Source organism: Ochrobactrum vermis (assembly GCF_002975205.1).
GTDB classification, from domain to species: Bacteria; Pseudomonadota; Alphaproteobacteria; order Rhizobiales; family Rhizobiaceae; genus Brucella; species Brucella vermis.
The window spans coordinates 2191767-2215223 of record NZ_PCOC01000002.1 but is presented as its reverse complement, the minus strand read 5'-3'; the positions used below and the strand labels follow the sequence as shown (position 1 = coordinate 2215223).

Below are 23457 nucleotides of genomic sequence, written 5' to 3'. Positions count from 1 at the left end.
ATGTGAACCCCGCCCCAACGTGGTGGCGCAACCCGTGATATGGGAAATTTTTCAGCATGCGAACTTCCATCTCAACTATACGGATCAGCGACATCGCGAAGACCGTCACCTAGAAAATTGAAGGCCAGAACAACCAGAATGACAGGAATGATCGGAAACAGCAGCCAAGGATAGAAGACGATGACGCTGACACTTCGAGCTTCCGTCAGAAGGATGCCCCAACTGGTTATTGGTGCCCGTAACCCCAGTCCGAGGAAGCTCAGTGCGGTTTCACCCAGGATCATACCGGGAATAGACATGGTTGCAGTCGCGATCAGGTGCGACATGAAGCCAGGAATGAGGTGTCGTCTGATAATGCGGGGGCTCTTTGCGCCCATCAACTGGGCTGCGAGCACATAATCTTCCTCGCGAAGTGAAAGCAACTTGGAACGCACAGCGCGCGCCAGCCCAGTCCAGTCAAGCAGTCCAAGGATGGCAGTAATACCGAGGTAAATCAGCATCGGGCTCCATGTAATCGGCATGATGGCAGCAAGCGCCATCCACAGTGGAATGCTTGGAATAGACTGCAGCACCTCTATGATTCGCTGGACGATGAGGTCGAAAACACCGCCATGGTAACCGGCAAGGCCACCGATAACAATTCCCAGGGTAAAGCTGATGACAATGCCGATTAGCCCGATTGTCAGCGAGATTCGAGCGCCATAAAGGATGCGGGACAACACGTCTCGCCCGAGTCGGTCCGCGCCGAGAAGGAACAGCTCGCCGCCCTTTGCGGGGCAGACCAGATGTAAATCTGTCGAGAATATGCCCCAGAATTTATAGGGATCGCCCGAGCAGAAAAAACGCAGCGGTTCGATCTGGTCTTTCTGATCCACATAGACCCGTCGTAGCGTGTCCATATCGAGCGTCATCTTGCGGCCATAGACGAACGGCCCGATGAAATTGCCGTTGTCAAAAAGGCGGACCGTCTGCGGCGGTGCATAGATGAAATCGACATTGCGTGTATGAAGATTGTAAGGCGCGAGGAATTCGACGAAGACAATCATTACGTAGAGCGCGCCGAGAAAGATGGCGGAGGCCAGCGCCAGCTTGTGCTTTTTGAATTTCCACCACATCAGTTGCAGCTGCGATGCCCGATAGAAGCGGTTCTGCTCTTCGGTCATGACATCAACCGAATGCGGATCGAAAGGCGCTGTCGAGACAAAATGAGGCAAGGGCGAGCCCGGTTCGGGAAGGGGTGATGATGTCACTTTGTGCTCCCGCCCTGCAATCTGATACGCGGATCAAGAAAGGCGAGCGCGATATCGGAGATCAAGACGCCTATTACCGTCAACGTTGCTAGAAACATCAGGAACGAACCTGCAAGATACATGTCCTGACTCTGCAAGGCCTTTAAGAGCATTGGCCCTGTCGTTTCCAGCGAAAGAACGATTGCCGTGATTTCAGCGCCGGAGATAATCGCGGGCAGGATGGAACCGATATCCGAGATGAAAAAATTGAGCGCCATGCGCAGGGGATATTTCACCAGCGTGCGGAAAGGATGCAAACCCTTGGCGCGTGCCGTCACCACATACTGCTTTTGTAGTTCGTCGAGAAGGTTGGCGCGCAAACGCCGGATCATCCCCGCAGTGCCTGCGGTGCCGACGATCAGCACGGGTATCCAGAGATGGGAGAGAATGGAGGAGGCCTTGGCCCAACTCATCGGTTCGGCCAGATATTTCTGGTCCATGAGATGTCCAATCGAGGTGCCGAACCAGATATTGGCAAAGTACATCAGGATCAGCGCGAACATGAAGTTCGGGATGGCAATGCCGAGCAGACCGATCAGTGTCAGCCCATAATCCGCCCAGCTATACTGATGCGTCGCCGAATAGATACCGATCGGGAAAGCAATCAGCCATGTGAAGATGATAGTGAAGAACGACACCATCACCGTCAGCCATAGCCGGTCACCCACAACATCACTGACGGGAAGCTGATACTCGAAGGAATAGCCGAAGTCCCCCTGCAGCATGCCGGCAACCCAGTGGAAATAGCGCAGAACCGGCGGCTTATCGAATCCGTACTGGACGCGTAGCTCCTCGATTTCCTGCATGTCGACGGCTTCGCCCTGGGCGCGAAGTTCAGACACATAGCTTTCGAAGTAGTCGCCGGGCGGCAGTTCGATGATGGTAAAAACCAGAGCTGAAATGATCACTAACGTAGGGATCATAGCTGCGATGCGCCAGAGAATGTATCGCAGCATGGTCAGGCATCCTTTCCATACCAGAACGCATCTGGCATAAAAACCCCGAGAAAGCTGGTCGGGTCGAAGCCGTATAGCCCTTTATCCGGTACATTCTGGAGACTGGCTGCACGCAAGACTGGTTGGGGTGTGCTGTTGACGATACCGATGGAAAACACCTGTTGCGAATAGATATCCAGCATCTGCGCCCAGATAGCGGCTCGCTCAGTCATGTCACTGGAATCCCGCCATTGGCCAAGAAGCTCGATAAGCTGCTTTACCTCGGGAATTTCCGGAGGATGGCCCTTCATTCCGTTCGACATGTAATACATGCCCCAGACCGGCCACTGCAATTGATCGTCCGAGGTCGGGGCGAGTTCGCCCGGGTTCATGTCGGCCGTCGGGATGCCATTATCTAGCCCCGACCACATCGACATCATGATTTCGCCACCCATGGCCCGGCTGCGGAAGACGTCCCGCTGAGATGTTCGGATGAACAGCGAGATGCCGACCTTCGCCCAGTGATCTGTGATGAGCTCGAGGATGTCTGTCTCTAACGTGCTTTCGCCAGCGGTTTCCACGACGATCTTTGCGGCACGACCGTCGGACAGCAGGCGCGTCCCGTTCTCGTCACGCAATTGCAGTCCGGCGGCGTCCAGCAGGGCGTTTGCTTGTGCTGGATCATAGGTACTCCACGCCGTTTTGTATCCAGGTTTGAACAGCGGGCTTTCGGGCAGGATGGTGTTGGCGCTTTCAATAGCGAGCCCGTAGAACACCGCCTTGTTGATTTCGGTCCGGTCGATTGCGAGCGACAGCGCGCGGCGCACGCGCACATCCCAAAAGAGCGCCCGCCAGATGGCATCGCCGGCATTGAGGTTGGGCATCAGGCTTACCCGCGCGCCTTCCGTGCGCTTCCACAAGCTGACCTTGACCGGAAACCGCTTCTCGGAATCCTTCAGGAAGGCGTAATCGGAAAAGTCGATGCCGTGTGCCTGCAGATCACTTTCACCTGCGCCGGTCTTGGCGGCAATGATTGTTGGAGAGCTGATGTTCAGGATCACTTTGTCGACATAGGGCAATTGCAGGCCATTTTCATCGACGCGGTGGAAATATGGGTTGCGCTCGAAAACGAACTGCTCGGCAGGTGATGCGGTTGTGTTGCGCCATGGATCGAGCGTCGGCAGTTCCGGGTTTTCGGGGCGATAGCTACGCGCCATATTGAAATGAAGATCAGTCCATTTCTTGACGCGGTATTGCTTCATCAGTGACGAAAGCCGGAAGTTGTCCTGATAGGTCTTGTGAAATTGCTTCATGTATTTCGACGGCAGAACAATCGTCAGCGCCTGTGGCGCCGCCAGTTGCGGCAGGAAATCCGGATTGGGTGCATCCCAGCTATATCTGACAGTCAACTCGTCAATGACTTCGAAACGTGGCGGCCTTCCGTTGACCAGCAAGACCCTCGGCGGTCCGCCTCGCTTCAGCTCCGTATTGAGCATCACGTCTTCCCAGCTATAGCGGAAATCCTCCGATGTCAGATAGGAACCATCCGACCAACGATGCCCGGCGCGGATCTTGAAGGTGAAAGCCCTGTCCTCAACCGTCTCGAAGCTTTCGAGAATATCCGCATGCATGTTGAGTTTTTCGTCATAGCCAACCAGACGGGAATAGCCGTAGAGCGTCATCAGGCGGATGTCTTTCTGGTTGCCGATTAGGGTCCGGATGACACCTCCGTTGATGCCGGGTTTGCGACCAAGGGCCGCCATATTGACGACCCTTGGTGTTTTGGGGAGGCGGTCGGCCAGATCGGGTAGCGCGCCCGGCTGCGGCAGTGAATAGCTCGGCAGAGCCGGATCCGCCCGCAAAACAGCAGGCAGAAAGCAGGAAGCAAACACGCCCAGAGCCGTACGCCGATTGATCAAGGCTTCAACTCCCGCACATTTGCCGTCCTGCGCGCAAGCACGAGGTGCCCATCGCCCAGATCCGTCGGCGTTAACATGTCTTCAGGACCGTCGTTGCGGAACTGAATACCCCAGTTGCGTTTGTCGGACGCGCCGCTGATTCTGAGCTTGCCGAAGTCAAGCGGACGGTCAAGGTCGGGAAACGGGACAGCTGCGAGCAGCGACTTCGTATAGGGATGGACGGGCGACCGCATCAAGGTGCGGCGTGGAGCGATTTCAACAATCCGTCCGCCACACATGACGGCGATCCGGTCGGCCATATAGTCCACGACCGCCAGATTGTGCGAAATGAAAATGTAAGTAAGCCCGAGCTCCTTTTGCAAGTCTTTGAGAAGGTTGAGAATTTGCGCCTGAACGGACACATCGAGGGCCGATACGGGCTCATCGCACAAGATGAGTTCCGGGCCGAGTGCCAAAGACCGCGCGATGCCGACGCGCTGGCGCTGACCGCCCGAGAGACCGTGCGGATAGCGATTGAGATAGCGTCGGCTAAGGCCGACCACGTCCATCAGGTCAGCAACCTTGTCCAGCCGGGATTTGACATTTCCGCGTCCGTGAATTTCCAGCGGCTCGCTGAGAATATTCTGGATGGTCATGCGCGGCGACAGCGACGATACCGGGTCCTGGAACACCATCTGGATTTTGGTGCGCAACGCTTGCAGTTCGCTGCCGCTGGCATTGAGGACATTGATCGGGCCTGTGTTGCCGTTGAAGGTCACCGACCCGGCTTCTGGCGCGATGGCGCGCATCAGGATCTTGCTCAGTGTGGTCTTGCCGCAACCACTCTCGCCTACCAGGCCGAAGCATTCGCCGCGCAAGACATCGAAACTAACGTCATTGACTGCGCGCGTCGCCGGCCCGTCATCTTTCGCGAAGAGTGTTTTGCGGGCTGCGAAGGTCTTGGAGACATTACGCACGGAGAGCAGCACATTGTTGCGATCATCAGTGATGGCTTTTCTCTTGCCCATCAATTTGGCGACATCGACAGGCACGTCGCGCAAGGATTTCAATCTTTCGCCCGGCTTCATGTCGAAATGCGGCACGGCGGCCATTAGTCCCTTGAGATAGGGGTGGGCTGGTTTGTGGAATATCGTTTCGGCCGGTCCGGATTCCATGATCTCGCCGTGATAGATAACGACGACCTCGTCGGCGACATTGGCAACAACGCCCAGATCATGAGTGATGAGCAACATTGCCATATTGAGCTTGGCCCGTAGTTCGCCCAGCAACTCGAGGACCTGTGCCTGGATCGTTACATCAAGCGCGGTGGTCGGTTCGTCGGCTATTAGTAGCGATGGCTTACATATGAGCGCCATGGCAATCATGGCGCGCTGACGCATGCCGCCGGACAGCTCGAACGGATATTTGTCATAGGCGCGAGCCGGGTTCTGAAAGCCTACAAGGCCAAGCATTTGCTCGGTCTGCTCGCGCCGCTCGGCCTTTGTATCTTTAGTATGGATCGACAGCACTTCGGAAATCTGGTTGCCGATTGTATGGAGCGGCGACAACGAGGTCAGTGGCTCCTGGAAAATCTTGCCAATACGGCTACCGCGCAAAGCGCGTATCTCCCGACCATCTGGTGGTAGGCTGAGAATGTCGACTGGCGGCTGGCGGGGTTTAGCAGGGTCCTGGAAAAGTATTTTCCCGCCTGCGGAAGCAGTGCGCGGCAGGATTCCCATAACCGCTTGACTTATTATAGATTTTCCAGAGCCGGATTCACCGACAAGGGCAGTGACTTTGCCTGGCAGGACACGTAGATCCGCTTTTTTCACGGCCATGATGTCCCCCCCCAGCAAGCTGAAGGAAATGCTCAGATTTTCGATCCTCAAGAGATCCGTACCGGAGATCATACTTGCGGGCCTTCACGGTTGCGTGTTTCCAGTGCGGGTACCCCAAAATAAACGCTAGCGCACGAATGCCAATGAGTCCATGACTAGGTTCAGCTCGTTCAGTAGTTGCCAAACCGTGACGGAAAGATACGCGGTAGAAAATGCTTCCTGTCGGGTGGAGGCTACTTGATAAGGCTACATGCGTTGCTGTTGCGAAGGACGTCTTTGCATTTGGCCGACCTGCGGAAGTCATCATAGTACAGCGACCATTCACCAGTTCCAGCCGCACGATATGGCCCAAATTTGAAATACTGGTTCTTGCCCAATCCGGGATCGTTGTGGCCGATATAGCCCTTGATTGTCGAGATCCAGAGGTCGTTGGCAAAAATCTCGATACGGCCGGTTCCGTCCGGTCCGGGTTTCGTCATGATCGCAAAGTCGATCCATCCGGAGTCGGGAGAGGGAAGGCTGTTGCCACGTGGCGTGACGGTGATTTTGTCCGTGCATGCTGTGAAGAGATCGCCATCTTCGGTAATCCAGTTGTCGTCGGTCGCAACGACCGCTCGCATCTGGTTGGTTTCCGGACGCAACCAAACCGGCGTCGAGCCTTTGTCGCATATCGCGGCCGTGCCCTTGATCCCCGTGGAGATGGGGGGGTGATAATTTGTTTCTACTGTGACGAAGAGCTTGCCCTTATTGAGCCGTACCGCCAGAAACGGGCTAAAGTCGCCTTTCGCTTCAGGGCCAATTTCACGCTTCCATTGGGCGATCACGTAACGATGGTCGTCCTGGGGGATAGGGTCAGCAAACTTGACGGCAAAACCATACCAGACAGCTTTGTCATAGGGGACGCGGAGTTCGGTTTTTTCCCAAATTTCCGCCCGTTCGCTGCAATTGTCTGTTGCTGCCTCGCAACCGGCCCGCACGCTCAGTTTCAGGGCGCGAGCTCCGGTGCGGGTGACTGCACTCTGGAACTCGACGGATCCGGCTTTTTGTTCACGATTGTCGCGATAATAAAGCCCGCCTGTGGACGAGAAATCATCTCCGTCGAAAGTGTCGAAAAGGGGTTGGCTCAATGGATCGGCAATCGCTTGGACTCTGACAAAGGATGCGAATATAATTAATGCTACAGCACATGTCTTCATCATTACACGAGGTTCCCCTCAAGTTTCGGGGGCTTTTTTTGTTCGCGGGAATTGCGGAAAAGCAGCATCACCTGCTCGGCCTCTGAGCCCGCATCCGGTTTGATTTTGCCGGTCGTCTCGAAGCTGTTCATCTTCATGTTCTTTTCGCCGGGCGCCAGTATCGTCACCTTGTCCTGGACACCGCGTAGTTTCTTCTCACCCAGCACCATCCAGTCACCGTCGCAATAAGTGGTAAACGCCTTGCTGGCGATGATTGGGTGATCGGGATAGAGCCTAGTCAGTCCCTGCAACCGCGACACTTCATTAACTGCGCTGCCGAAGGTGGAGAACGTCAGTCGGTCCTTAAGTCCAACATTGCCGAACATTACATTACCGACATGTAGACCCATCCCGTAGCGGATCTCATCGAGCCCCTTCTTCTTTCGCTCGTTGTTCATGTCGAGCATGGCGGCAGCGGCCTGCCGCGTTGCGGCCATTGCCGCGCGAGCGGCGATCTGGGACGGCTCCCGGTGACGTCCGCAGGGGTAGACCGCAAGAAACCCGTCTCCAATAAAACTCAGAATTTCGCCACCATTCTTGTTGAACGGTGCTGCGATTGCGTCGAAAAATTCGTTAAGGGTATCGATATAGACCTGCCTGCCTGCCTTGTCGGCGAGGTTGGTCGATTGTCGCATATCGCCCATAACGAGTACTGCGCGAATGGTCTCCCCATCTCCGCGGCGGATTTGGCCAGACAACACGCGTTTGCCGGCATTACTACCGAGATAAGTGGTAACCATGTTGTCCGCGAGCTTACCCAGCACTGCCATCTTCGTTGCAACTGCAAGGCTGTTTTGGATTTCCAGCAATGTCTCAACCACATCTTCGCCGAAGCCACCCGGGATATCTGTCGTCCAAGAACCAACCATGCCCTGGCTGTTGCCCTCGCCGAAGGAGTGTACGAAGGCAAGATAGTCAGTAGCGCCGATTTCCTTCAGATCATCGAAAACCGCGAATTCCGACGGTACAGACGGGTCGATCTGACGACGCAGATGCCGCAGGTTGTTGCTGAGAAGATAGAAGTAGGGGCTATTGAGATATCGCTCTGTATCCTTCTCGCTAGCCGAAGCACGAAATCCTTCGATTTCCATGCCTTTGCCACGTATCCAGGTAAAACCTAGCGCGTCGTAGAGCGGGTGCAACATTGAAAAACTCAGATGGACGCGCATCAGCGGCACACCGGCCGCAGCCAGCCTTTCGCAGAACCCTTCGGCTAGGGTTTCCAGGCTTGCGCCGTTAAGCGCGGACTGTTGTAGCCAGTATAAAACTGGACTGAGCAATGTTTCGGATAAAGTAATCCGGTGAATGTCCATCGCTTGTTGTTCTCTCCACCTATCTGCCGCTTCATTACATGTTCTCGGCAAACCATGCCGACTAATATAACGTGTATTCCCGGTAAAGCCAGAACGTGGAGTTGCCTCCAAGCGGCATACTTGACATCGAGCCCGCAAATCCGCCACTGAAGGAAGTCAATTGCCGGAGAGCCATGATCGTGACCGACTCTGCCCCGCTTAATGGAAACCTGTTTACCGCAATCGCTAATCGCTCGGCGCAAGTGGGTGTCATCGGCCTTGGCTATGTCGGCTTGCCTTTGGCTATGACCATCGCTAATAGCGGTTTTAGTGTTATTGGCTTCGATATTGATCCTGGCAAGATCGTCATGATTGACGATGGAAAATCCTATATAGAGTCAGTTTCCGATACGCTGCTGCGCCGCCATGTTGGCGAAGGTCGTTTCCGCGCTAGGACTGATTTTTCCAGCCTTGGCGATTGCGATATCATCATCATCTGCGTTCCAACGCCGTTGACTAAACAGCGGGATCCTGACCTATCTTTCGTCGTCAAAACGTCTGATGCGATTGCCAGAACCTTGAAATCCGGTCAACTGATCGTGCTGGAATCCACCACCTATCCTGGCACCACGGATAGTGTGGTGCGACCGATCCTGGAGAAGACCGGGCTTCGCTCAACCAGGGATTTCTTCCTTGGTTTTTCGCCTGAACGCGAAGACCCCGGCAACCGCGATTTCGAAACTTCGAACATCCCGAAGATTGTGGCTGGTGACGGATCGGTGGCCTCCCAGCTCATGACTGCATTCTACGGCGCCGCCGTCAAAACTGTCGTTCCGGTCTCGTCCAACGCAACCGCCGAGGCGGTAAAGCTGACGGAAAACATCTTCAGAGCGGTCAATATAGCTCTCGTCAACGAACTGAAGGTCGTCTACGAAGCTATGGGAATTGATATTTGGGAAGTGATCGAAGCTGCCAAGACGAAACCGTTTGGCTACATGCCGTTCTATCCGGGGCCCGGACTTGGCGGTCACTGCATTCCTATCGATCCGTTTTATTTGACCTGGAAGTCGCGCGAATACGACCTGCCGACACGCTTCATCGAACTTGCCGGCGAGATCAATTCGGCCATGCCGCGCCACGTCGTCGACCGGCTGGCTGAAGCGCTCGACCGCCGCCATGGTAAGGCTGTCAGCCGCTCGCGCATTCTGATCATGGGACTTGCCTACAAGAAAAATGTTCCTGATATCCGCGAAAGCCCATCACTGAAGCTTATCGAGCTTATCGAGGCTCGCGGCGGATCGACCGGTTATCACGATCCGTTCGTCGCGACGATTCCGGCTACACGTGAATATATCGAACTTCGTGGCCGCAGCTCGGTCGAACTGACAGAAGAGGCAATAAAGAAGTTCGACGCTGTGCTCGTCGCCACCGATCACGATCAGATCGATTATCAGGCGCTGGTCAACTGGGCGCCATTGATTGTCGATACCCGAAATGTGTTCGGACGCCGTGGCATCAGCGGTGACAATATCGTCAAAGCATAGCGCGGTTCATTTTTGAGGAATGTGACCGTGGTCATCGTGCGGGACCGCGAATATGCTATCGGAACTTTCAGGGCAAAAGCAGCACGTCGAACTGTTTCTTGTTCAGCGGGATCTCTCGAACCTTGATCTCGGAAATCTCTTCTCCAATGAAGATCAGACAATTTTCGTAGAACGACGAAAGTGTCTTGACAAATTTTCGGGTTCTATCGGGGCCGTAGAATTCGGATGTGAACTCGGTGTAGATCGGCGCGCGGCGGGACATCAGGTCTTGCATAGTACCGATCGCCACCGGCTCGTATCCCTCGATGTCCATCCAGACCAGGCCGACTTCGTTGGCGAAAACACCGTATTCCTGCAGAATGCGCGAAACCGGTTTGACTGGCACGGAAATGGAAATGTCGTTTGGGCTGCGGCGCACCATGCTGCTCTTGCCATGATTGTTAAGGTGCTGGAAGAATTCTATTTCGCCCTCGCTGTCTCCTGCCGCGCAACGGACCGGCGTGACGCTTCCGTCCAGGTCATTCTGGGCGATGTTTAATTGCAGGAGCTTGAAATTGCGCGGATCCGGCTCGACGCTGATGATACGCGCGAAGGCCTTGCTGAACGCAAAATAGACGGTCTGGGTGCCGATATTACCGCCAATTTCCAGCAGTATCTTCCCATCCGTCGGCAACCCACGATCTTGCATGATGGTCAGCAATCTTGTGACATGATCGCGCTCAAAATGTCCCTTGCGGAAAACCTTCCTGCCGATATAGTCGGAAGGGGAGAACGTCATGACATGGTCGCCGCAATCGACGGTCACCGACAAGGCGCGGGGGCCGATACCATGGATCAACAATTCGCGACCGTATCTGGTGTCGAAAAATTGGGTTGCGAGCTTGTCGCGGAGTTTACGAAAGTAACGCTTCAAGAATTCATCCTGTGCCAGAGGCCAGATTGTATGCAAGTTGCTATTATAGTGGATTTTTAAAACATGTCATGTCAGTTATAGTTAACTTTAAGTTCGTCGTTATGTGAGCGAGATTTTTCGGGCACTATTCAGATTGAAGAACAAATCATGAGTCGTCTCGACAGTTTCATTCGCCGTCTCTGTGCCCAGCGTGATATCCTGAACAGCATTACCGACGATGTACGCGCAATCCCGGGCATGATCTTGGAGTTCGGTCTCGGCAATGGTCGCACATACGATCATATCAGGGAGCTGTTTCCCGATCGCCGTATCATCGCATTCGATCGCGTGACGCGTTCCTTCGAAAGCTCGACGCCTGACAGAGACAATCTGGTGGTGGGTGAAATCAAGGACACGATCAGGGATTTTTATGGTATTGAGGCAGCGCTTGTGCATGCCGATATCGGTACCGGTCATGACGATCTGGACGCAATGACGCTGACTTGGCTGCCCGATGCCGTGGCCCGCTTGTTGAAACAGGGGGGTATGGCCGCTAGCGGTCTGCCGCTCGAACACCCGGAATTGACGTCAATGCCGATACCGCAGAATGTCCCGGCGAAGCGCTATTTTCTATATCGCCGCAGTTAGCTACATTGGCGCTGGGCACCCCGCAACGTGAAGCTGCGTTAAACCTTATTATGCCGCCTTTATGTGACAGCAGATACTTCCATTTTGCTGCAACCGCACTAGAAATATACTGGCACAAGCGGAGGATGTTTCGCGAAATGCATAGGTATAGATAGAGCGATTGACTGCGTTGCCACCATAACAGCACAGCCCGGCGGGCCCTTGATCTCAAACGGAACTCATGGAAAAGAACCTAGCCCGCTATATCTGGTCCACGACACGCGCCCAGCAAGCCTGGATTCTTTTTGTCGTCGCCGTCTCGATGATTCCATATTTCCTGTCGTTCGACCTGCCCAAGCAGATCATCAACGGTCCCATTCAGGGCATAGGCTTTGAGAAACCAGGTGCCACGCAGACATTTATGCGCATCACCTATGATTTCCCGATTTTAGGCGAGGTAGTCTTCTTCGGTGGTCTACAGCTTAACCGCGTCCAAATGCTCATCGGCCTCAGCATGGTGTTCCTGCTGCTGGTCGTGATCAACGGGCTCTTCAAGCTCTATATCAATACCTATAAGGGCCGGCTCGGCGAGCGAATGCTGCGGCGCATCCGCTTCGAACTGGTAGATCGGGTACTGCGTTTCCCGCCATTCCATTTTAAACGTGTGCGCTCGGCCGAAATTGCCACCATGATCAAGGATGAAGTAGAGCCGCTCGGAGGCTTCACCGGCGACGCCTTTGTGCAGCCGGCGCTCCTCGGGGGGCAGGCGGCAACCGCGCTCATCTTCATCCTAATGCAAAATTTCTGGCTTGGCATGATCGCTGCAGTCATTGTTGCCGCGCAGGGCATTATCATTCCCCGGATGCGTAAGCGACTTCTGGAATTGGGGCGCCAGCGCCAACTGACCGCGCGTGAGCTTTCGGGGCGCGTCGGTGAGATCGTTGAGGGTATCAGTGCTATCCACAGCAACGACACGTCGAATTTCGAGCGTGCCGATATCGCCAACCGTCTCGGTCAGATCTTCGCCATCCGCTATGATCTCTACCAGTGGAAGTTTCTGGTCAAGTTTATCAATAATTTCCTGGCACAGGTCACGCCGTTCCTGTTCTACATGATCGGCGGCATTCTCGCGCTCCAGGGCCGACTCGATATTGGCCAGCTCGTCGCCGTCATCAACGCCTATAAGGATCTGCCTGGTCCGCTCAAGGAACTGATCGACTGGGACCAGAGCCGGCAAGACGTTCAGGTCAAATATGCGCAGGTGGTCGAGCAGTTCAGCGTCGATAATCTCATCGACCCGAAGGTACAATCCGTCCATTACGATACAGTTTCCCCGCTCGATCAGCCGCTCGTCATCACCAATGTCACGGTGCAGGACGACAGCGGCGCGTCGCTTCTGGAACATGTCAGCATCGAGCTAAAACCAACCGAGACCGTGGCGTTGATCGGACCTGCGGGCAGTGGCAGCGACGTGTTTGCCGAGCTGCTCGGCCGGCTTGTCTGGCCCTCGTCCGGACGAGTTTCCATCGACAGTCATGATCTGCTCGAGCTGCCTGAATCTATCACCGGGCGGCGCATTGCCTATGCATCGGGTGACGGTTATTTTTTCCGCGGTTCCCTACGTGACAATCTGCTCTACGGCTTGAAGCATGCACCGCTGACCGAGGTCGCCTATGAGGGCGATGACGCGGTAAAACGGCGCTGGCAAATCACGGAGGCGTGCCGCGCACGAAATCCCGATTTCGATCTTAATAGCGATTGGGTCGATTACGCATCGGTGGGCATCGCAGGGCCGGTTGAGCTTTACGCCATCGTGCGCCCCGTTCTCGATGCAGTAATGGTGACCCAGGACATTTTCGATATAGCGCTTCTATCAAAGGTCGATACGATCGCTCATCCTGAATTCATCGCGCGTATCGTTGAACTCAGGCAGGCGCTGCGCGAGCGGCTTGACGGCGGCGATATGGCGGCACTAGTCATCCCCTTTGAGCCGGATGTCTATAACGCGCAGGCGACGGTGGGCGAAAATCTGCTGTTCGGCGTGCTGGATCGCTCTTCTATGACCATCCGACAACTGGCTGCGCATCCCTTTTTCCGCGAGGTAATTGCCGAGAACGACCTTCTCGTAGACCTTTACACCATGAGCCTCGAAATCGCCGAAAACGCTATCGAGCTTTTCCGCGATCTGCCCGCGGACCACCCCTTCTTTCAGCAACTGACCTTCATGCGGCCGGAAGACATTCCTGCTTACGAGACGCTTTTGCAACGCGTGAAGGGCCTCAGCGTTGAGGAGGTCACAGACGAAGATCGCGTCAACATCGTACGTCTTAGCTTCGCCTATATTGAGCCACGACATCGTTTCGGTCTTCTGACCAACCAGTTGAAGGCCAAGATTGTCAAGGCCAGAACACGTTTTCTGCGAGATACGCCGAAGGATCTGCGCGCCGTGATTGAGCCTTACGAACCGGACCGCTTTATCAAGCACGCCACGCTTCTCGACAATCTTCTATTTGGCAAGATAAGCTATGGACAGATGAATGCATCGGAGAAAATCCGATCGACCCTTATCAAATTATTCGAGGATACGGACCAGCAGCGCACGATCATGATCATCGGTCTTGATTTTGATGTCGGTTCGGGCGGCAAGAGACTAACCAGCGCACAGCGTCAGAAAATCAATATGGCACGTGCTTTGCTCAAGCATGCCGATTACGTGGTGTTCAACCGACCGCTGCCATCACTAGATCAGCGTATCCAGATCATGATCGCGGGGAATATTATGCACACCCTGCATAAAGAAGGTCATAAACCCGCAATAATATGGGCCTTGAGCAATTTTTCTTTCGCAAGCGAATTCGACCGCGTTATCGTGTTCGATCAGGGACGGGTGGTTCAGGACGGCACATATGAGGCGCTGATCCGAGAGGATGGGCCGCTCAAGGAGTTGCTATCGTAAGGCTTGATGAAGGGAAAATCGATGTTGTTGAAGGATGAGGTCGAAATGCTGCGGCGCATGCCGTTCTTTGCCAGTATAGAGCCGGCGAAGCTGAAGCTTCTCGCCTTCACCTCTGACCGTGTGACTTTCGAGCCTGGTGAGACTCTGTTTCGTCAGGGCGACATATCAGACGCTGCCTATGTGATCCTTTTGGGAGACGCGGATATTCTCGTTGATACACCAGGTGGGCCGATCAAAGTTGCGGAGGCCCAGCCCAACTCCATCGTCGGTGAAATCGGCATCCTGTGCGATATGGGGCGCACCGCCACGGTGAGAGCGGTGACGCCTCTGGAAACCTTACGCATCAGCAAGGAACACTTCACGAAAATCCTAAGTGATTATCCGGAAATGGCCATCACAATAATGCGGGAACTGGCAAAACGGCTCGGCCAGACCACTGCGGAACTGACGCTAGAACGTAGCCGCAATCAGAATATGCTTTCGGAATGAAAGTGCGTGTCGCGCGATGTTGGGGCACGGAGCCCTCACCATTTTGATGACTTGATTGAAAAATCAAGCGGGATCGGGGTCCTGCCGAATTTCGGACCATGCTCTCGAACAGATACGAGGGACATCTACTGAAAGCTCGCCAATACAGTGGTGTTCGGCAATGACAGTATCAAGCCGTCAGACGGCTTCTCTTGGTCGAGTATCCACGAAGCGGGAATACCTTGAGGTATGTTTAGCCGCGCCTGCTCTATATTGACATAAGCAAACTTTGGAAGAGGGCGAGATATTGGTAAGCTAGCGCTCTCACAATGTTCAGTATGTTCATGCTTCGGCTTAACAGACATCGCTGGTTTGTTGATCAACCCAATGCGTCAAAATCGGAGAGGTTCTTTGCTGGTTGAAGATTCTGTTCTTCTACAAGAGCCTAAACCGTGCTTTTGTGCCGGAGGCAGTGAATGTTTTGGCTGGTAATCAAACGGCTCAAGCGATCCTCAAACATAACGCAATCCACTGATGTGTCGATACGTATCTCGGGAAAAATCGCTATTGCACTTTCTTTGCCGTTACTTCAATCTTACAAAACAATGTCGCCTTATTTACGGGCGGGCCTCCTTCTTTCGATGACTTTGAACATGCAAGGGAGGGAAGATCGGTTTGAGGTACCCTGGTTTCTCGTCCAGCGCGGTCTTCAAGGTAGTAATTGTCGTATCCGTCAAGGCTTCTGCTTCGCCCATTCGGCCAGAGGTTGATGCTACAGACATGGAGCATTGACGATGGGAATAGTTGTGGTTCTGCGAACTTGCGCGATGGTGTTGATCACATTGATCTTATTATCGATTTTGCAGGGAATCGGTTGGGCGCAAGGAGCTTCCGACCAAGTGCCGCCCGAGAAAGTGAGGCAACTTCTTGAGGTGCTCAATGAGCCGGACGTCAAGGCATGGCTGGAACACAAAGCCGCTCCGCAGTCCGCAGCTGCGCCGGCGCTTTCCGACATGTTTGCGAGTTGGGAAACTGCAGTTCGCAATCGTCTCGTAGGACTTGCCGATGCAGTGCCTCGCATTCCTCAGGAAATGGCGAACGCTGCCGATATAATCGCACGTGACGTCAATTACGGCAGGCCGGGCCTTGTGATCCTGATCTTGGCGGTGCTGTTGACAGTAGGTTTCGGTGCAGAATGGCTGGTTAGGCAACTACTGTCGAAGAAAGCACTATCCTACGGGAGAGATTGGGTTCCGCAGGTAGTCCTGACCAATTTGGCCGCTCTACTGACCTTCACGTTGGCCAGTATCGGGTCATTTCTAGCATTGGAATGGCCACCACTATTGCGCGGGATCGTATTGACCCTCCTTGTAGCCATTATCACGTTTCGCTTGGTGCGAGCCATCTGCAGCCCTGCCACTATCCTGTTGGCCATGGGGGCTTCGGCTTTGCCAGACCAGCCGTCCGACGACACGATGTTTGAGATACTTCCTGAGCAGCAAATGGACGTGGCCCGCGTCGCAACGGCAAGCTTTTGGCGTTGGCGTATAAGCGTTATCGTCGGCATTTTCCTATTCGGCTGGGCGATAGTCAGCATCATGCGCATTGTCGGCTTTTCGCCAGAAGTTTCCCAGATAGGATCACATCTGCTGGGGCTTGGACTATTGGCAGTAGCAATCGAGGTGGTTTGGCACCAACCCGGTCGTCGCCCGTTGGCTTTGAAAGGAGTGCTGCTGACCCTCTTCCTGATCGCTCTCTGGCTGGCCTGGGTCGGCGGAATGCTAGGACTCTTGTGGATCGGCATCTATGCACTCATGCTGCCACCGGTTCTGCGCGGTACCGGACGGTTGGCGCAGGCACTTGCCGGCAATTACAAGCCGACTGGTGCCGTCGGCGTGATATTCGACGTCATAGTCGCCAGGGGGGCGAGGGCACTAGTCATCGGGGTAGCCGTCGTCTGGTTGGCGTATTTGTGGAAGTTCAGCGCAGCGGCACTCTCTGAAAATGGGCTCGGCGAGCGCTTGGTCAACGGCGTTTTCAACGCGATCATCATCCTGGTTGTAGCCGACCTGCTATGGCAGTTGTCGAAGGTGTTGATTGACTATCAGTTGAGGCCCATCGATTCGGCCGATAGTAGCGGCGCAGCGATCGCGCGTTCGGGGCGCCTGCGCACTCTCTTGCCGATATTCCGAAACGCGCTTGCCGCATTCATTGCCATTGTGGCTGTGCTGACAATTCTGTCGGGCATGGGCGTGCAGATTCTTCCACTTATCGCGGGTGCCGGCATCTTCGGCGTTGCCGTGGGCTTTGGTGCACAAACTCTTGTCAAAGACATCCTAAGCGGGGTTTTCTATATGCTCGATGACGCATTCCGTGTCGGAGAGTATATCCAAAGTGGGTCATATAAAGGGACCGTGGAATCTTTCAGTCTGCGCTCGATAAGACTGCGGCACCATCGCGGTCCGGTCTTTACCGTCCCGTTTGGCCAATTGGGTGCCATCCAGAACATGAGCCGCGATTGGGTGATCGAGAAGATGACGATCGGGGTCACCCACAATTCGGACGTCGAATTGGCCCGCAAGCTCATCAAGCAGATCGGCCTGGAGCTGGCAGCGGATCCGGAATTTGCAGCAGACACGATCGAGCCCTTGAAGATGCAGGGTATCGATAGTTTCGGCGAGTATTCGATCATGCTGCGGATGAAGCTAATGACCAAGCCTGGGACACAATTTAGCATAAAGAGGCGAGCCAACATGATGATCAAGAAGGCTTTTGAGGAAAACGGTATCAAGATCGCTTATCCCACAGTTCATGTGGAAGGTGGCAGCGATACGGCTGCTGCAAGTCACGAGATCGTACGTAAGATACAGGCGGAAGCAGCGGCTACGGAGGCTAAAGCATAATCGCGTATATCGGCGCGAATGATGGTTTTCCAGAACGAGCTGCCGCATCGGATTTTTGAACTGCATGAAGCGCTGAATTGGAGTGCTATAGAGCAGTCATGCTCTGACGGGCAATCAGGTCTGAGGATGTAATCATACAGATGGAATAACCGAGCCGTATAGTTCAAAATCCATGAAATACGATCTTATCATGCGAAGCATTAGGGTTCGTAACTGATTTCTTCAGTACCGACACTGGAATTGCGGCCATGAATTGTGTGACCAAGACATGCTCCTTTCCTTTAATCTCAAAGCTCGGATTAAGCCGTTTGGCAGGGATGGGGCCAAAGCTCTGATAATGAGCGGGATAACAATGCGCGTTCTAAGCCATCCAGTAGATCAGCCTGTACGTCGAGCACATAGCCGCCACGCGGATTGGAATAAACGTCATATCTTGCCATTAGAATTGACGGTACCGTTCGAGAGGTAAGCCATGTGCTTCGAGGTAGGCATTAGAGCTTTGCATCGCCGCTCGGTTATCATCTTTCCAAAGTGCTGACTTGGCAGCAGTCAACGCCTGCGCAATACCAATCTCAGCTCCTGTGATTGGTCGCCGCCATTTAAATCAGATGACGATGTGGCGGAATATATCGCAAAATTTCACTACCGTTTAGTTATATCACTACCGGTGCGTATAATTGCTTGACACGAAAACGGATGGCCGTCGAATTCAAAGGTGCCCATCTCGCCAAAGCGTCATTTTCTATGCTGTTTTTTTGTCCATTATTCAGTTTCTTATCGTGACCTTCAGGAAATAGTAGCTGGACGTAGTGTAGATGTTGGCCATGCTACCTTGAACCGTTGGGTTGTTCGATACACACCGCAGATTGCTGTTCAGGTACAAAGACGTAAACGGCCGACACTGGGCTTATGGCGTGGTGACGAGACTTGTGTAAAGGTCAAAGGAAAATGGACCTAACTATAGCAGGCTGTTGATCGTGATTGCCAAACCTTGAGTTCATGCTCTTTGAGCGCTGTAAACAATATCCTGAAAATCACTGGTACGGCCAGGTTGATTGAAATTCTGCAGGTCAAATGTGTGAACAATATCCTTGAGCAGGATCGACGTTCATCAAGAATCACAAAACTCGTGTTGAGTTTCAACGGATTTCATTCAGCTCAGCTAACGTCGCGGGCATCTAAGTAGCGCATATGATCCGCAAGAACCAATTCGCAAACGACAAATGTTCGCCATTCAAAGTGTGATGCGCTCGAGTGACATGAGTCGCTCAACGGGAGTTCGAGCGCCTTATGTGCTCGATCAGCGCTCGTAGCTTGGGGGCCATGTTGCGGCGCTGTGGGAATACAGGAAAAACCCTGGGAAAGGCGTCAGGAATTCTTTGAGCAGAGGCATCAATTCGCCCGTCGCCACGAACGGTCGGAACGTCTCTTCCGGCGCAAAGGTGATGCCACCTCCGGCGAGCGCGGTGCGTAGCATAAGGCGCAGATCGTTGGTAGTGATCTGCGGTTCGACAGCCACATCGAACGGAATTCCGTTCTCCTGAAATTCCCAGCGATATGGAGCGACATTGGGCGCGGGACGCCAACCGATGCAGCGATGACGAACGAGCTCACGTGGATGTATGGGCGCTCCGTGGAGATCAAGATAGGACGGACTTGCCACGACCATCTCCCGCTGATCGCCGGTTATGGGAATGGCGATCATGTCTTGTTCTATAACCTCGCCCAATCTGACGCCTGCATCATATCCAGCAGCTACGATGTCGAACTCCCCGTCAGTGACGGTGACATCAACCGTCACATAGGGATTAGCCTCCGCAAAGGAAGCTATAAGCGGTCCGGAAAGGAACTGCTCCGCGATTGAGGTGACGGCGATCCTGAGGAGTCCACGGGGCACGTTCTCTACTGATACCGCTTCAAAGGCGGTTTCGATATCCAAAAAAGGCTGGGACAGCGCTTCGTGCAGGAGCTCGCCCGCTTCCGTCAGGTGTACAGAACGCGTCGTTCGCATAACCAGCGCTGTTCCACATGCGTCCTCCAGTCGTCGCATCCCCTGGCTGACGGCCGAACGCGTCACGCCCAGTCGATCAGCAGCAGCTCGGAAATTATCCTCCTCGGCGACGGCAAGAAAGAGCGGCAGAAGGTTGAGATCGATTTTCATTGTCCAGCATAGCTAACCATTCAGTCCAGTAGATGACGGATACCATCATCGATCTCGAGCGTCCATCTTCTCTTTCAGCACATAAAAGGAGAAAACAGCATGGACAAGGTCATTCTGATTACGGGTGCGTCCAGCGGACTCGGTGAAGGTATAGCCCGGGAGCTTGGCGGAGCCGGAGCTAGGCTATTGTTGGGAGCACGTCGCCTCGACCGGATCGAGGCAATCGCGGCAGAGATCTGCGATGCGGATGGTATAGCGGACGCTCGTTCACTGGACGTCACCGATCGCTCGTCCATGGCCGCGTTCGTCCAGTCGGCCATGGATAATTGGGGACGTATTGACGTTCTGGTCAACAATGCCGGTGTCATGCCGCTCTCGCCGCTCGTCGCTGGCAAGCAGGACGAATGGGAGCGCATGGTGGACGTCAACGTGAAGGGCGTACTCTGGGGCATCGGCGCGGCGTTGCCGATCATGGAGGCTCAGGGGAGCGGCCACATCATCAATATAGGTTCCATCGGCGCGCTACAGGTGGTGCCGACAGCCGCGGTTTACTGCGCTACTAAATTCGCGGTCCGGGCTATTTCCGACGGACTGCGGCAGGAAAGCACGAAGATACGTGTCACCTGCGTCAATCCGGGTGTCGTTGACAGCGAACTTGCCTCGACCATCACCCATCAGGAAACCGCGGCCGTGATGGATGCTTATCGCGCAATCGCGCTTCAGCCTTCTGACATAGCACGTGCCGTAAGGCATGCGATTGAAGCGCCAGCGGGTGTCGATACGACTGAGATAACTATCCGCCCGACTGCCTCAGCAAACTGACGTGCGATGAGAAGTTAAAAAGAGGTCTATATGGCGGTACTTTGGCTTCAGGCGCACGATCCGTGTCCCGGTCATCCCCGCAACTTTTTGGGAATGGACTGAACTCATGATTTTTACCTCATGGGTCGAAAATAGCTATCCCGACGTCCGTAATCTGCTGATTGCGCTGGCTTTCAGCATTGCGGCTGTGCCAGCGCTACTGTCGGATCGGTGACGGATACTGAGGTGCGTAACGAAACTATTGTGCGCGAGGCGTTTGAACAATGGACCGCCGAAAGCGGCAATGTCTTTGGCGTTCTCTCACCGGATATCGGCTAGACGATCCATGGTTCCAGACCGGTCGCCGATACATCCAACGGTGCCCAAGAATTCATGCAGCGCGGTTCAGTCCCGCTGCTAAGCCGCGGGCACAGTCGCTAACACCGAATGTCCAAAATGTCTGGGCGGTTGGGGACAGGATCATTGTTCGTTTCGAAGCTACGGCTACCACGACGTCGGGCGCACCGTCCGTAACCAGTTCGTATGGATATTCCGGATGGAGAGCGGGTTGGTTATTGAGGCGGAGGCATTTCTCGATCTCGTCGCTAATCAGAAAGTCATCGACAACGACAAACCGCGTCCGGAGTAGGGCTCCATGCTACTGTGACGGTCGCATCGGATGGTCGTTCTTTTGCTGACGCCGTTAGAAAACTGAACGAGGAATTCGACCATGCAATGCATATTTGTAGCCCTGGCTATCACAACGTCTCTGTCCCCTTCCATAATCGCGGGAAAAACTGAAATGCTAGCCAACCATCCTTACGTGGGTCTCTGGGTGACTGAGGACGGATACATCCGACATGAACTTCTTCCCAACGGCCGTTACATAGAGGCGCGGGGCGCGCGTAAGCGCGCTTACGAAGGTCGTTACGAAGTGACAGGCACTCACATCGAATACTGGGACGACACCGGCTTTACTGCAGACGGCGGCTTTATCAATGACATTCTCCATCACGCCGGTATGGTCCTCTACCGTCGATGAATACAATTTGTCCGTAGCGACTTCCCCGCGCGCTGAATTACTGGTCTTCGCAGATTACTCCCCCGTTGTTTGTGCCGCTGCAAAACTGAAATTGGCAGGAGCATTCACCTATCAGGTTGACATTCAGCAGCAGTTACGTTGATATCAATATATCACACGCTGCCAATCGCGATTGATGATCGTTGACCTTAAGATTGTATGGGAAGGGAACCAATAGTTGCGACGATGCAACTATCCCTGAATACTTAGTTAGATATACCGGGCGAGCGGTCCGATTCGAGCCTAGAGAGATGGTATCAGACGCGTGACGCATTAAACTTCAATGGGAGAGGCCGTCATGAAGATCGTAACTAGCCTGAGTTTTCAGGGCCAGTGCCGTGAAGCATTCGAATTCTATGCCAGAGTCTTGGGCGGAAAGATCACCGCCGCGATGCCCTATGGCGACGGTCCTCCTGACATGCCTATTACAGATGAGAAATACAAAACCTGGTTGATGCATTGTTGGTTGGAGGTTGGTGACCAGGCACTGATGGGGGCAGACATGGATGTTCAGTGGGCACAAAATATCGACAAGCCAAAAAACGGCTTTGACGTCACTTTGCACACCCAGAACAAGATCGAGGGCCAGCGCTGGTTCGATCAGCTGTCTGAAGGTGGCAAGGCGGTCATGCCGTTCGGCGAGACCTTCTGGTCGCCTGGCTTCGGCTCCTTGGTCGACAGGTTCGGTATTCCTTGGATGATCAATACCATTCCGTCACCTGACTGGAAACCGTCGCAGGGCTGATCCCAAAACGCGGGTCAAAACACAGTCGGTTGCCCGTAATAGCGAAATCGCGTGTGCGTGGGGCATAAACCCTGCCCCAATTTCTGAATGGCGAAAGCAGATGCGGGGAATAATTTGAGCATGCCTTATCGCTGGGTCATCGTGGCTGCAGGTGGCCTATTGGGTTGCGTTGCCATAGGAGCCATGTTTTTCGCTACCAGTTTCCCTGCGGCTGATGGCACAGGACACTGGCTGGTCCGTTACCGAAATGCCAACTCCTCTTCGGTCTTCGGTCTTCGGTTCGGCGCGGCGTCTGCCGCCGTCTTTACGCCTATGATGGCGCACGTGATAGGCTGGTTCGAAACGCAACGTGGTCTGGCAGTCTTGCTCGTTTCCGCGGGTATGGGCATGACTCCGATGACCATAGCACCGTTGGCTGCGTGGCGCGATCATAGGATGTCGTCTGAGTATCTGAAGAACCGGCCGCCGAAATTGTAGCAGATGTCATGAAGGTATTTATCGAATTCTAGGACGCGAGCGTTTGCCAAAGTCTGAAAATTAACAATGTGAAGCTATAATCTCTATTCTAGGTATGGGCAAAGTTACGGAAAAGAGCTTAATTGACAGAAGAGCTTTGGTATAAAAGTGGAAGGACGGCTTGTGTACAGGACATTGATTGTTTTTATTTCACTTCTGTGTAGTTCGTGCTTTTCTTTCGCCGGCGTGGGGGAGCGTACGGTTTCTCGTCTCATTAGAGGTGAAGGCTTCTGGTGTCGTGTTGTCACTGATATTCGCCCGGCATTACATCTGAAA

General features: G+C 54.1%; 18 protein-coding genes and 3 pseudogenes. 11 read left to right on the top strand and 10 right to left on the bottom strand.

The genetic code is table 11. The features are described 5' to 3' along the window. Positions 1–71: 71 nt before the first annotated feature. The 6 genes from CQZ93_RS24440 to CQZ93_RS24415 all read right to left on the bottom strand — a co-directional run bounded on the left by CQZ93_RS24440 (position 72) and on the right by CQZ93_RS24415 (position 8508). On the bottom strand, positions 72–1250 hold the full coding sequence (locus CQZ93_RS24440; protein ID WP_105545078.1) for an ABC transporter permease: 1179 nt from the start codon (positions 1248–1250) through the stop codon (positions 72–74). Beyond that, a complete protein-coding gene (locus CQZ93_RS24435) occupies positions 1247–2245 on the bottom strand; it encodes an ABC transporter permease (protein ID WP_105545077.1) in 999 nt (332 codons plus the stop codon). The genes CQZ93_RS24440 and CQZ93_RS24435 overlap by 4 nt, the downstream gene beginning before the upstream one ends. A 2-nt stretch (positions 2246–2247) precedes the next feature. After that, positions 2248–4143 carry an ABC transporter substrate-binding protein gene (locus CQZ93_RS24430; RefSeq protein ID WP_105545076.1) on the bottom strand — a complete coding sequence of 632 codons (1896 nt, stop codon included), beginning with the start codon at positions 4141–4143 and terminating at the stop codon, positions 2248–2250. Then, entirely contained in the window at positions 4140–6032 is a 1893-nt protein-coding gene (locus CQZ93_RS24425; RefSeq protein WP_105545075.1) for a dipeptide ABC transporter ATP-binding protein, read from the bottom strand. Before CQZ93_RS24425 ends, CQZ93_RS24430 begins: the two co-directional genes overlap by 4 nt. Before the next feature lie 161 nt (positions 6033–6193). Continuing rightward, on the bottom strand, positions 6194–7159 hold the full coding sequence (locus tag CQZ93_RS24420; RefSeq protein ID WP_105545074.1) for a polysaccharide lyase family 20 protein: 966 nt from the start codon (positions 7157–7159) through the stop codon (positions 6194–6196). Continuing rightward, positions 7159–8508, bottom strand: coding sequence for an adenylate/guanylate cyclase domain-containing protein (locus tag CQZ93_RS24415; RefSeq protein WP_105545073.1), 1350 nt, complete (start codon positions 8506–8508; stop codon positions 7159–7161). The genes CQZ93_RS24420 and CQZ93_RS24415 overlap by 1 nt, the downstream gene beginning before the upstream one ends. A gap of 179 nt (positions 8509–8687) precedes the next feature. On the opposite strand from CQZ93_RS24415, the gene CQZ93_RS24410 reads away from it, so the two are divergent. Continuing rightward, a complete protein-coding gene (locus CQZ93_RS24410; RefSeq protein WP_286154254.1) occupies positions 8688–10031 on the top strand; it encodes a nucleotide sugar dehydrogenase in 1344 nt (447 codons plus the stop codon). A gap of 67 nt (positions 10032–10098) precedes the next feature. Here the strand turns inward: CQZ93_RS24410 and CQZ93_RS24405 are convergent, their stop codons facing one another. Then, a complete protein-coding gene (locus CQZ93_RS24405) occupies positions 10099–10971 on the bottom strand; it encodes an FkbM family methyltransferase (RefSeq protein WP_105545299.1) in 873 nt (290 codons plus the stop codon). A gap of 120 nt (positions 10972–11091) precedes the next feature. On the opposite strand from CQZ93_RS24405, the gene CQZ93_RS24400 reads away from it, so the two are divergent. The 4 genes from CQZ93_RS24400 to CQZ93_RS24385 all read left to right on the top strand — a co-directional run bounded on the left by CQZ93_RS24400 (position 11092) and on the right by CQZ93_RS24385 (position 17877). Continuing rightward, positions 11092–11571 carry a class I SAM-dependent methyltransferase gene (locus tag CQZ93_RS24400; protein ID WP_105545071.1) on the top strand — a complete coding sequence of 160 codons (480 nt, stop codon included), beginning with the start codon at positions 11092–11094 and terminating at the stop codon, positions 11569–11571. A gap of 220 nt (positions 11572–11791) precedes the next feature. Beyond that, the gene (locus CQZ93_RS24395; protein WP_105545070.1) at positions 11792–14506 is read left to right on the top strand and encodes an ABC transporter ATP-binding protein; all 2715 of its coding nucleotides are present in this window, start codon (positions 11792–11794) and stop codon (positions 14504–14506) included. A gap of 21 nt (positions 14507–14527) precedes the next feature. Beyond that, positions 14528–14995, top strand: a complete 468-nt coding sequence (locus tag CQZ93_RS24390) for a cyclic nucleotide-binding domain-containing protein (RefSeq protein WP_105545069.1) — start codon at positions 14528–14530, stop codon at positions 14993–14995. 773 nt (positions 14996–15768) lie between these two features. After that, the gene (locus tag CQZ93_RS24385) at positions 15769–17877 is read left to right on the top strand and encodes a mechanosensitive ion channel family protein (protein ID WP_105545068.1); all 2109 of its coding nucleotides are present in this window, start codon (positions 15769–15771) and stop codon (positions 17875–17877) included. A gap of 163 nt (positions 17878–18040) precedes the next feature. On the opposite strand, the gene CQZ93_RS27070 is transcribed toward CQZ93_RS24385, so the two are convergent. Both CQZ93_RS27070 and CQZ93_RS24375 read right to left on the bottom strand, forming a co-directional pair. Next, positions 18041–18163: a putative type II toxin-antitoxin system PemK/MazF family toxin gene (locus CQZ93_RS27070; RefSeq protein ID WP_286154293.1), complete on the bottom strand. Its 123-nt coding sequence runs from the start codon at positions 18161–18163 to the stop codon at positions 18041–18043. Between the two features lie 153 nt (positions 18164–18316). Next, positions 18317–18442: a type II toxin-antitoxin system CcdA family antitoxin gene (locus CQZ93_RS24375; RefSeq protein ID WP_286154292.1), complete on the bottom strand. Its 126-nt coding sequence runs from the start codon at positions 18440–18442 to the stop codon at positions 18317–18319. Positions 18443–18573: 131 nt separating this feature from the next. On the opposite strand from CQZ93_RS24375, the pseudogene CQZ93_RS24370 reads away from it, so the two are divergent. Continuing rightward, positions 18574–19122 (top strand): annotated as a pseudogene (locus CQZ93_RS24370) (transposase family protein). Positions 19123–19145: 23 nt separating this feature from the next. Here CQZ93_RS24370 and CQZ93_RS24365 read toward each other — a convergent pair. After that, positions 19146–20038: pseudogene (locus CQZ93_RS24365) on the bottom strand (LysR family transcriptional regulator). 99 nt (positions 20039–20137) lie between these two features. Between CQZ93_RS24365 and CQZ93_RS24360 the strand changes: the two are divergent. The 5 genes and pseudogenes from CQZ93_RS24360 to CQZ93_RS24345 form a co-directional block, all read left to right on the top strand. After that, positions 20138–20860 (top strand): SDR family oxidoreductase, encoded by a 723-nt coding sequence (locus tag CQZ93_RS24360; RefSeq protein WP_105545066.1) that lies wholly within the window; start codon positions 20138–20140, stop codon positions 20858–20860. 709 nt (positions 20861–21569) lie between these two features. Next, positions 21570–21881, top strand: coding sequence for an Atu4866 domain-containing protein (locus CQZ93_RS24355; protein WP_105545065.1), 312 nt, complete (start codon positions 21570–21572; stop codon positions 21879–21881). Next, positions 21838–22023: a hypothetical protein gene (locus CQZ93_RS26745; RefSeq protein WP_181153519.1), complete on the top strand. Its 186-nt coding sequence runs from the start codon at positions 21838–21840 to the stop codon at positions 22021–22023. Before CQZ93_RS24355 ends, CQZ93_RS26745 begins: the two co-directional genes overlap by 44 nt. A 195-nt stretch (positions 22024–22218) precedes the next feature. After that, positions 22219–22665 carry a VOC family protein gene (locus CQZ93_RS24350; protein ID WP_105545064.1) on the top strand — a complete coding sequence of 149 codons (447 nt, stop codon included), beginning with the start codon at positions 22219–22221 and terminating at the stop codon, positions 22663–22665. Positions 22666–22752: 87 nt separating this feature from the next. Next, positions 22753–23088, top strand: a pseudogene (locus CQZ93_RS24345) (MFS transporter); the annotation flags it as partial. Positions 23089–23457: the final 369 nt, after the last annotated feature.

Excerpts from the sequence above, each read along its gene's own strand:
- CQZ93_RS24350 (WP_105545064.1), top strand. The coding sequence starts at position 22,219 with ATGAAGATCGTAACTAGCCTGAGTTTTCAGGGCCAGTGCCGTGAAGCA.
- CQZ93_RS24355 (WP_105545065.1), top strand. The coding sequence starts at position 21,570 with ATGCAATGCATATTTGTAGCCCTGGCTATCACAACGTCTCTGTCCCCT.
- CQZ93_RS24425 (WP_105545075.1), bottom strand. The coding sequence starts at position 6,032 with ATGATCTCCGGTACGGATCTCTTGAGGATCGAAAATCTGAGCATTTCC.
- CQZ93_RS24385 (WP_105545068.1), top strand. The coding sequence starts at position 15,769 with ATGGGAATAGTTGTGGTTCTGCGAACTTGCGCGATGGTGTTGATCACA.
- CQZ93_RS24360 (WP_105545066.1), top strand. The coding sequence starts at position 20,138 with ATGGACAAGGTCATTCTGATTACGGGTGCGTCCAGCGGACTCGGTGAA.
- CQZ93_RS24435 (WP_105545077.1), bottom strand. The coding sequence starts at position 2,245 with ATGCTGCGATACATTCTCTGGCGCATCGCAGCTATGATCCCTACGTTA.
- CQZ93_RS24395 (WP_105545070.1), top strand. The coding sequence starts at position 11,792 with ATGGAAAAGAACCTAGCCCGCTATATCTGGTCCACGACACGCGCCCAG.
- CQZ93_RS26745 (WP_181153519.1), top strand. The coding sequence starts at position 21,838 with ATGACATTCTCCATCACGCCGGTATGGTCCTCTACCGTCGATGAATAC.
- CQZ93_RS24415 (WP_105545073.1), bottom strand. The coding sequence starts at position 8,508 with ATGGACATTCACCGGATTACTTTATCCGAAACATTGCTCAGTCCAGTT.
- CQZ93_RS24390 (WP_105545069.1), top strand. The coding sequence starts at position 14,528 with ATGTTGTTGAAGGATGAGGTCGAAATGCTGCGGCGCATGCCGTTCTTT.
- CQZ93_RS24400 (WP_105545071.1), top strand. The coding sequence starts at position 11,092 with ATGAGTCGTCTCGACAGTTTCATTCGCCGTCTCTGTGCCCAGCGTGAT.
- CQZ93_RS24420 (WP_105545074.1), bottom strand. The coding sequence starts at position 7,159 with ATGATGAAGACATGTGCTGTAGCATTAATTATATTCGCATCCTTTGTC.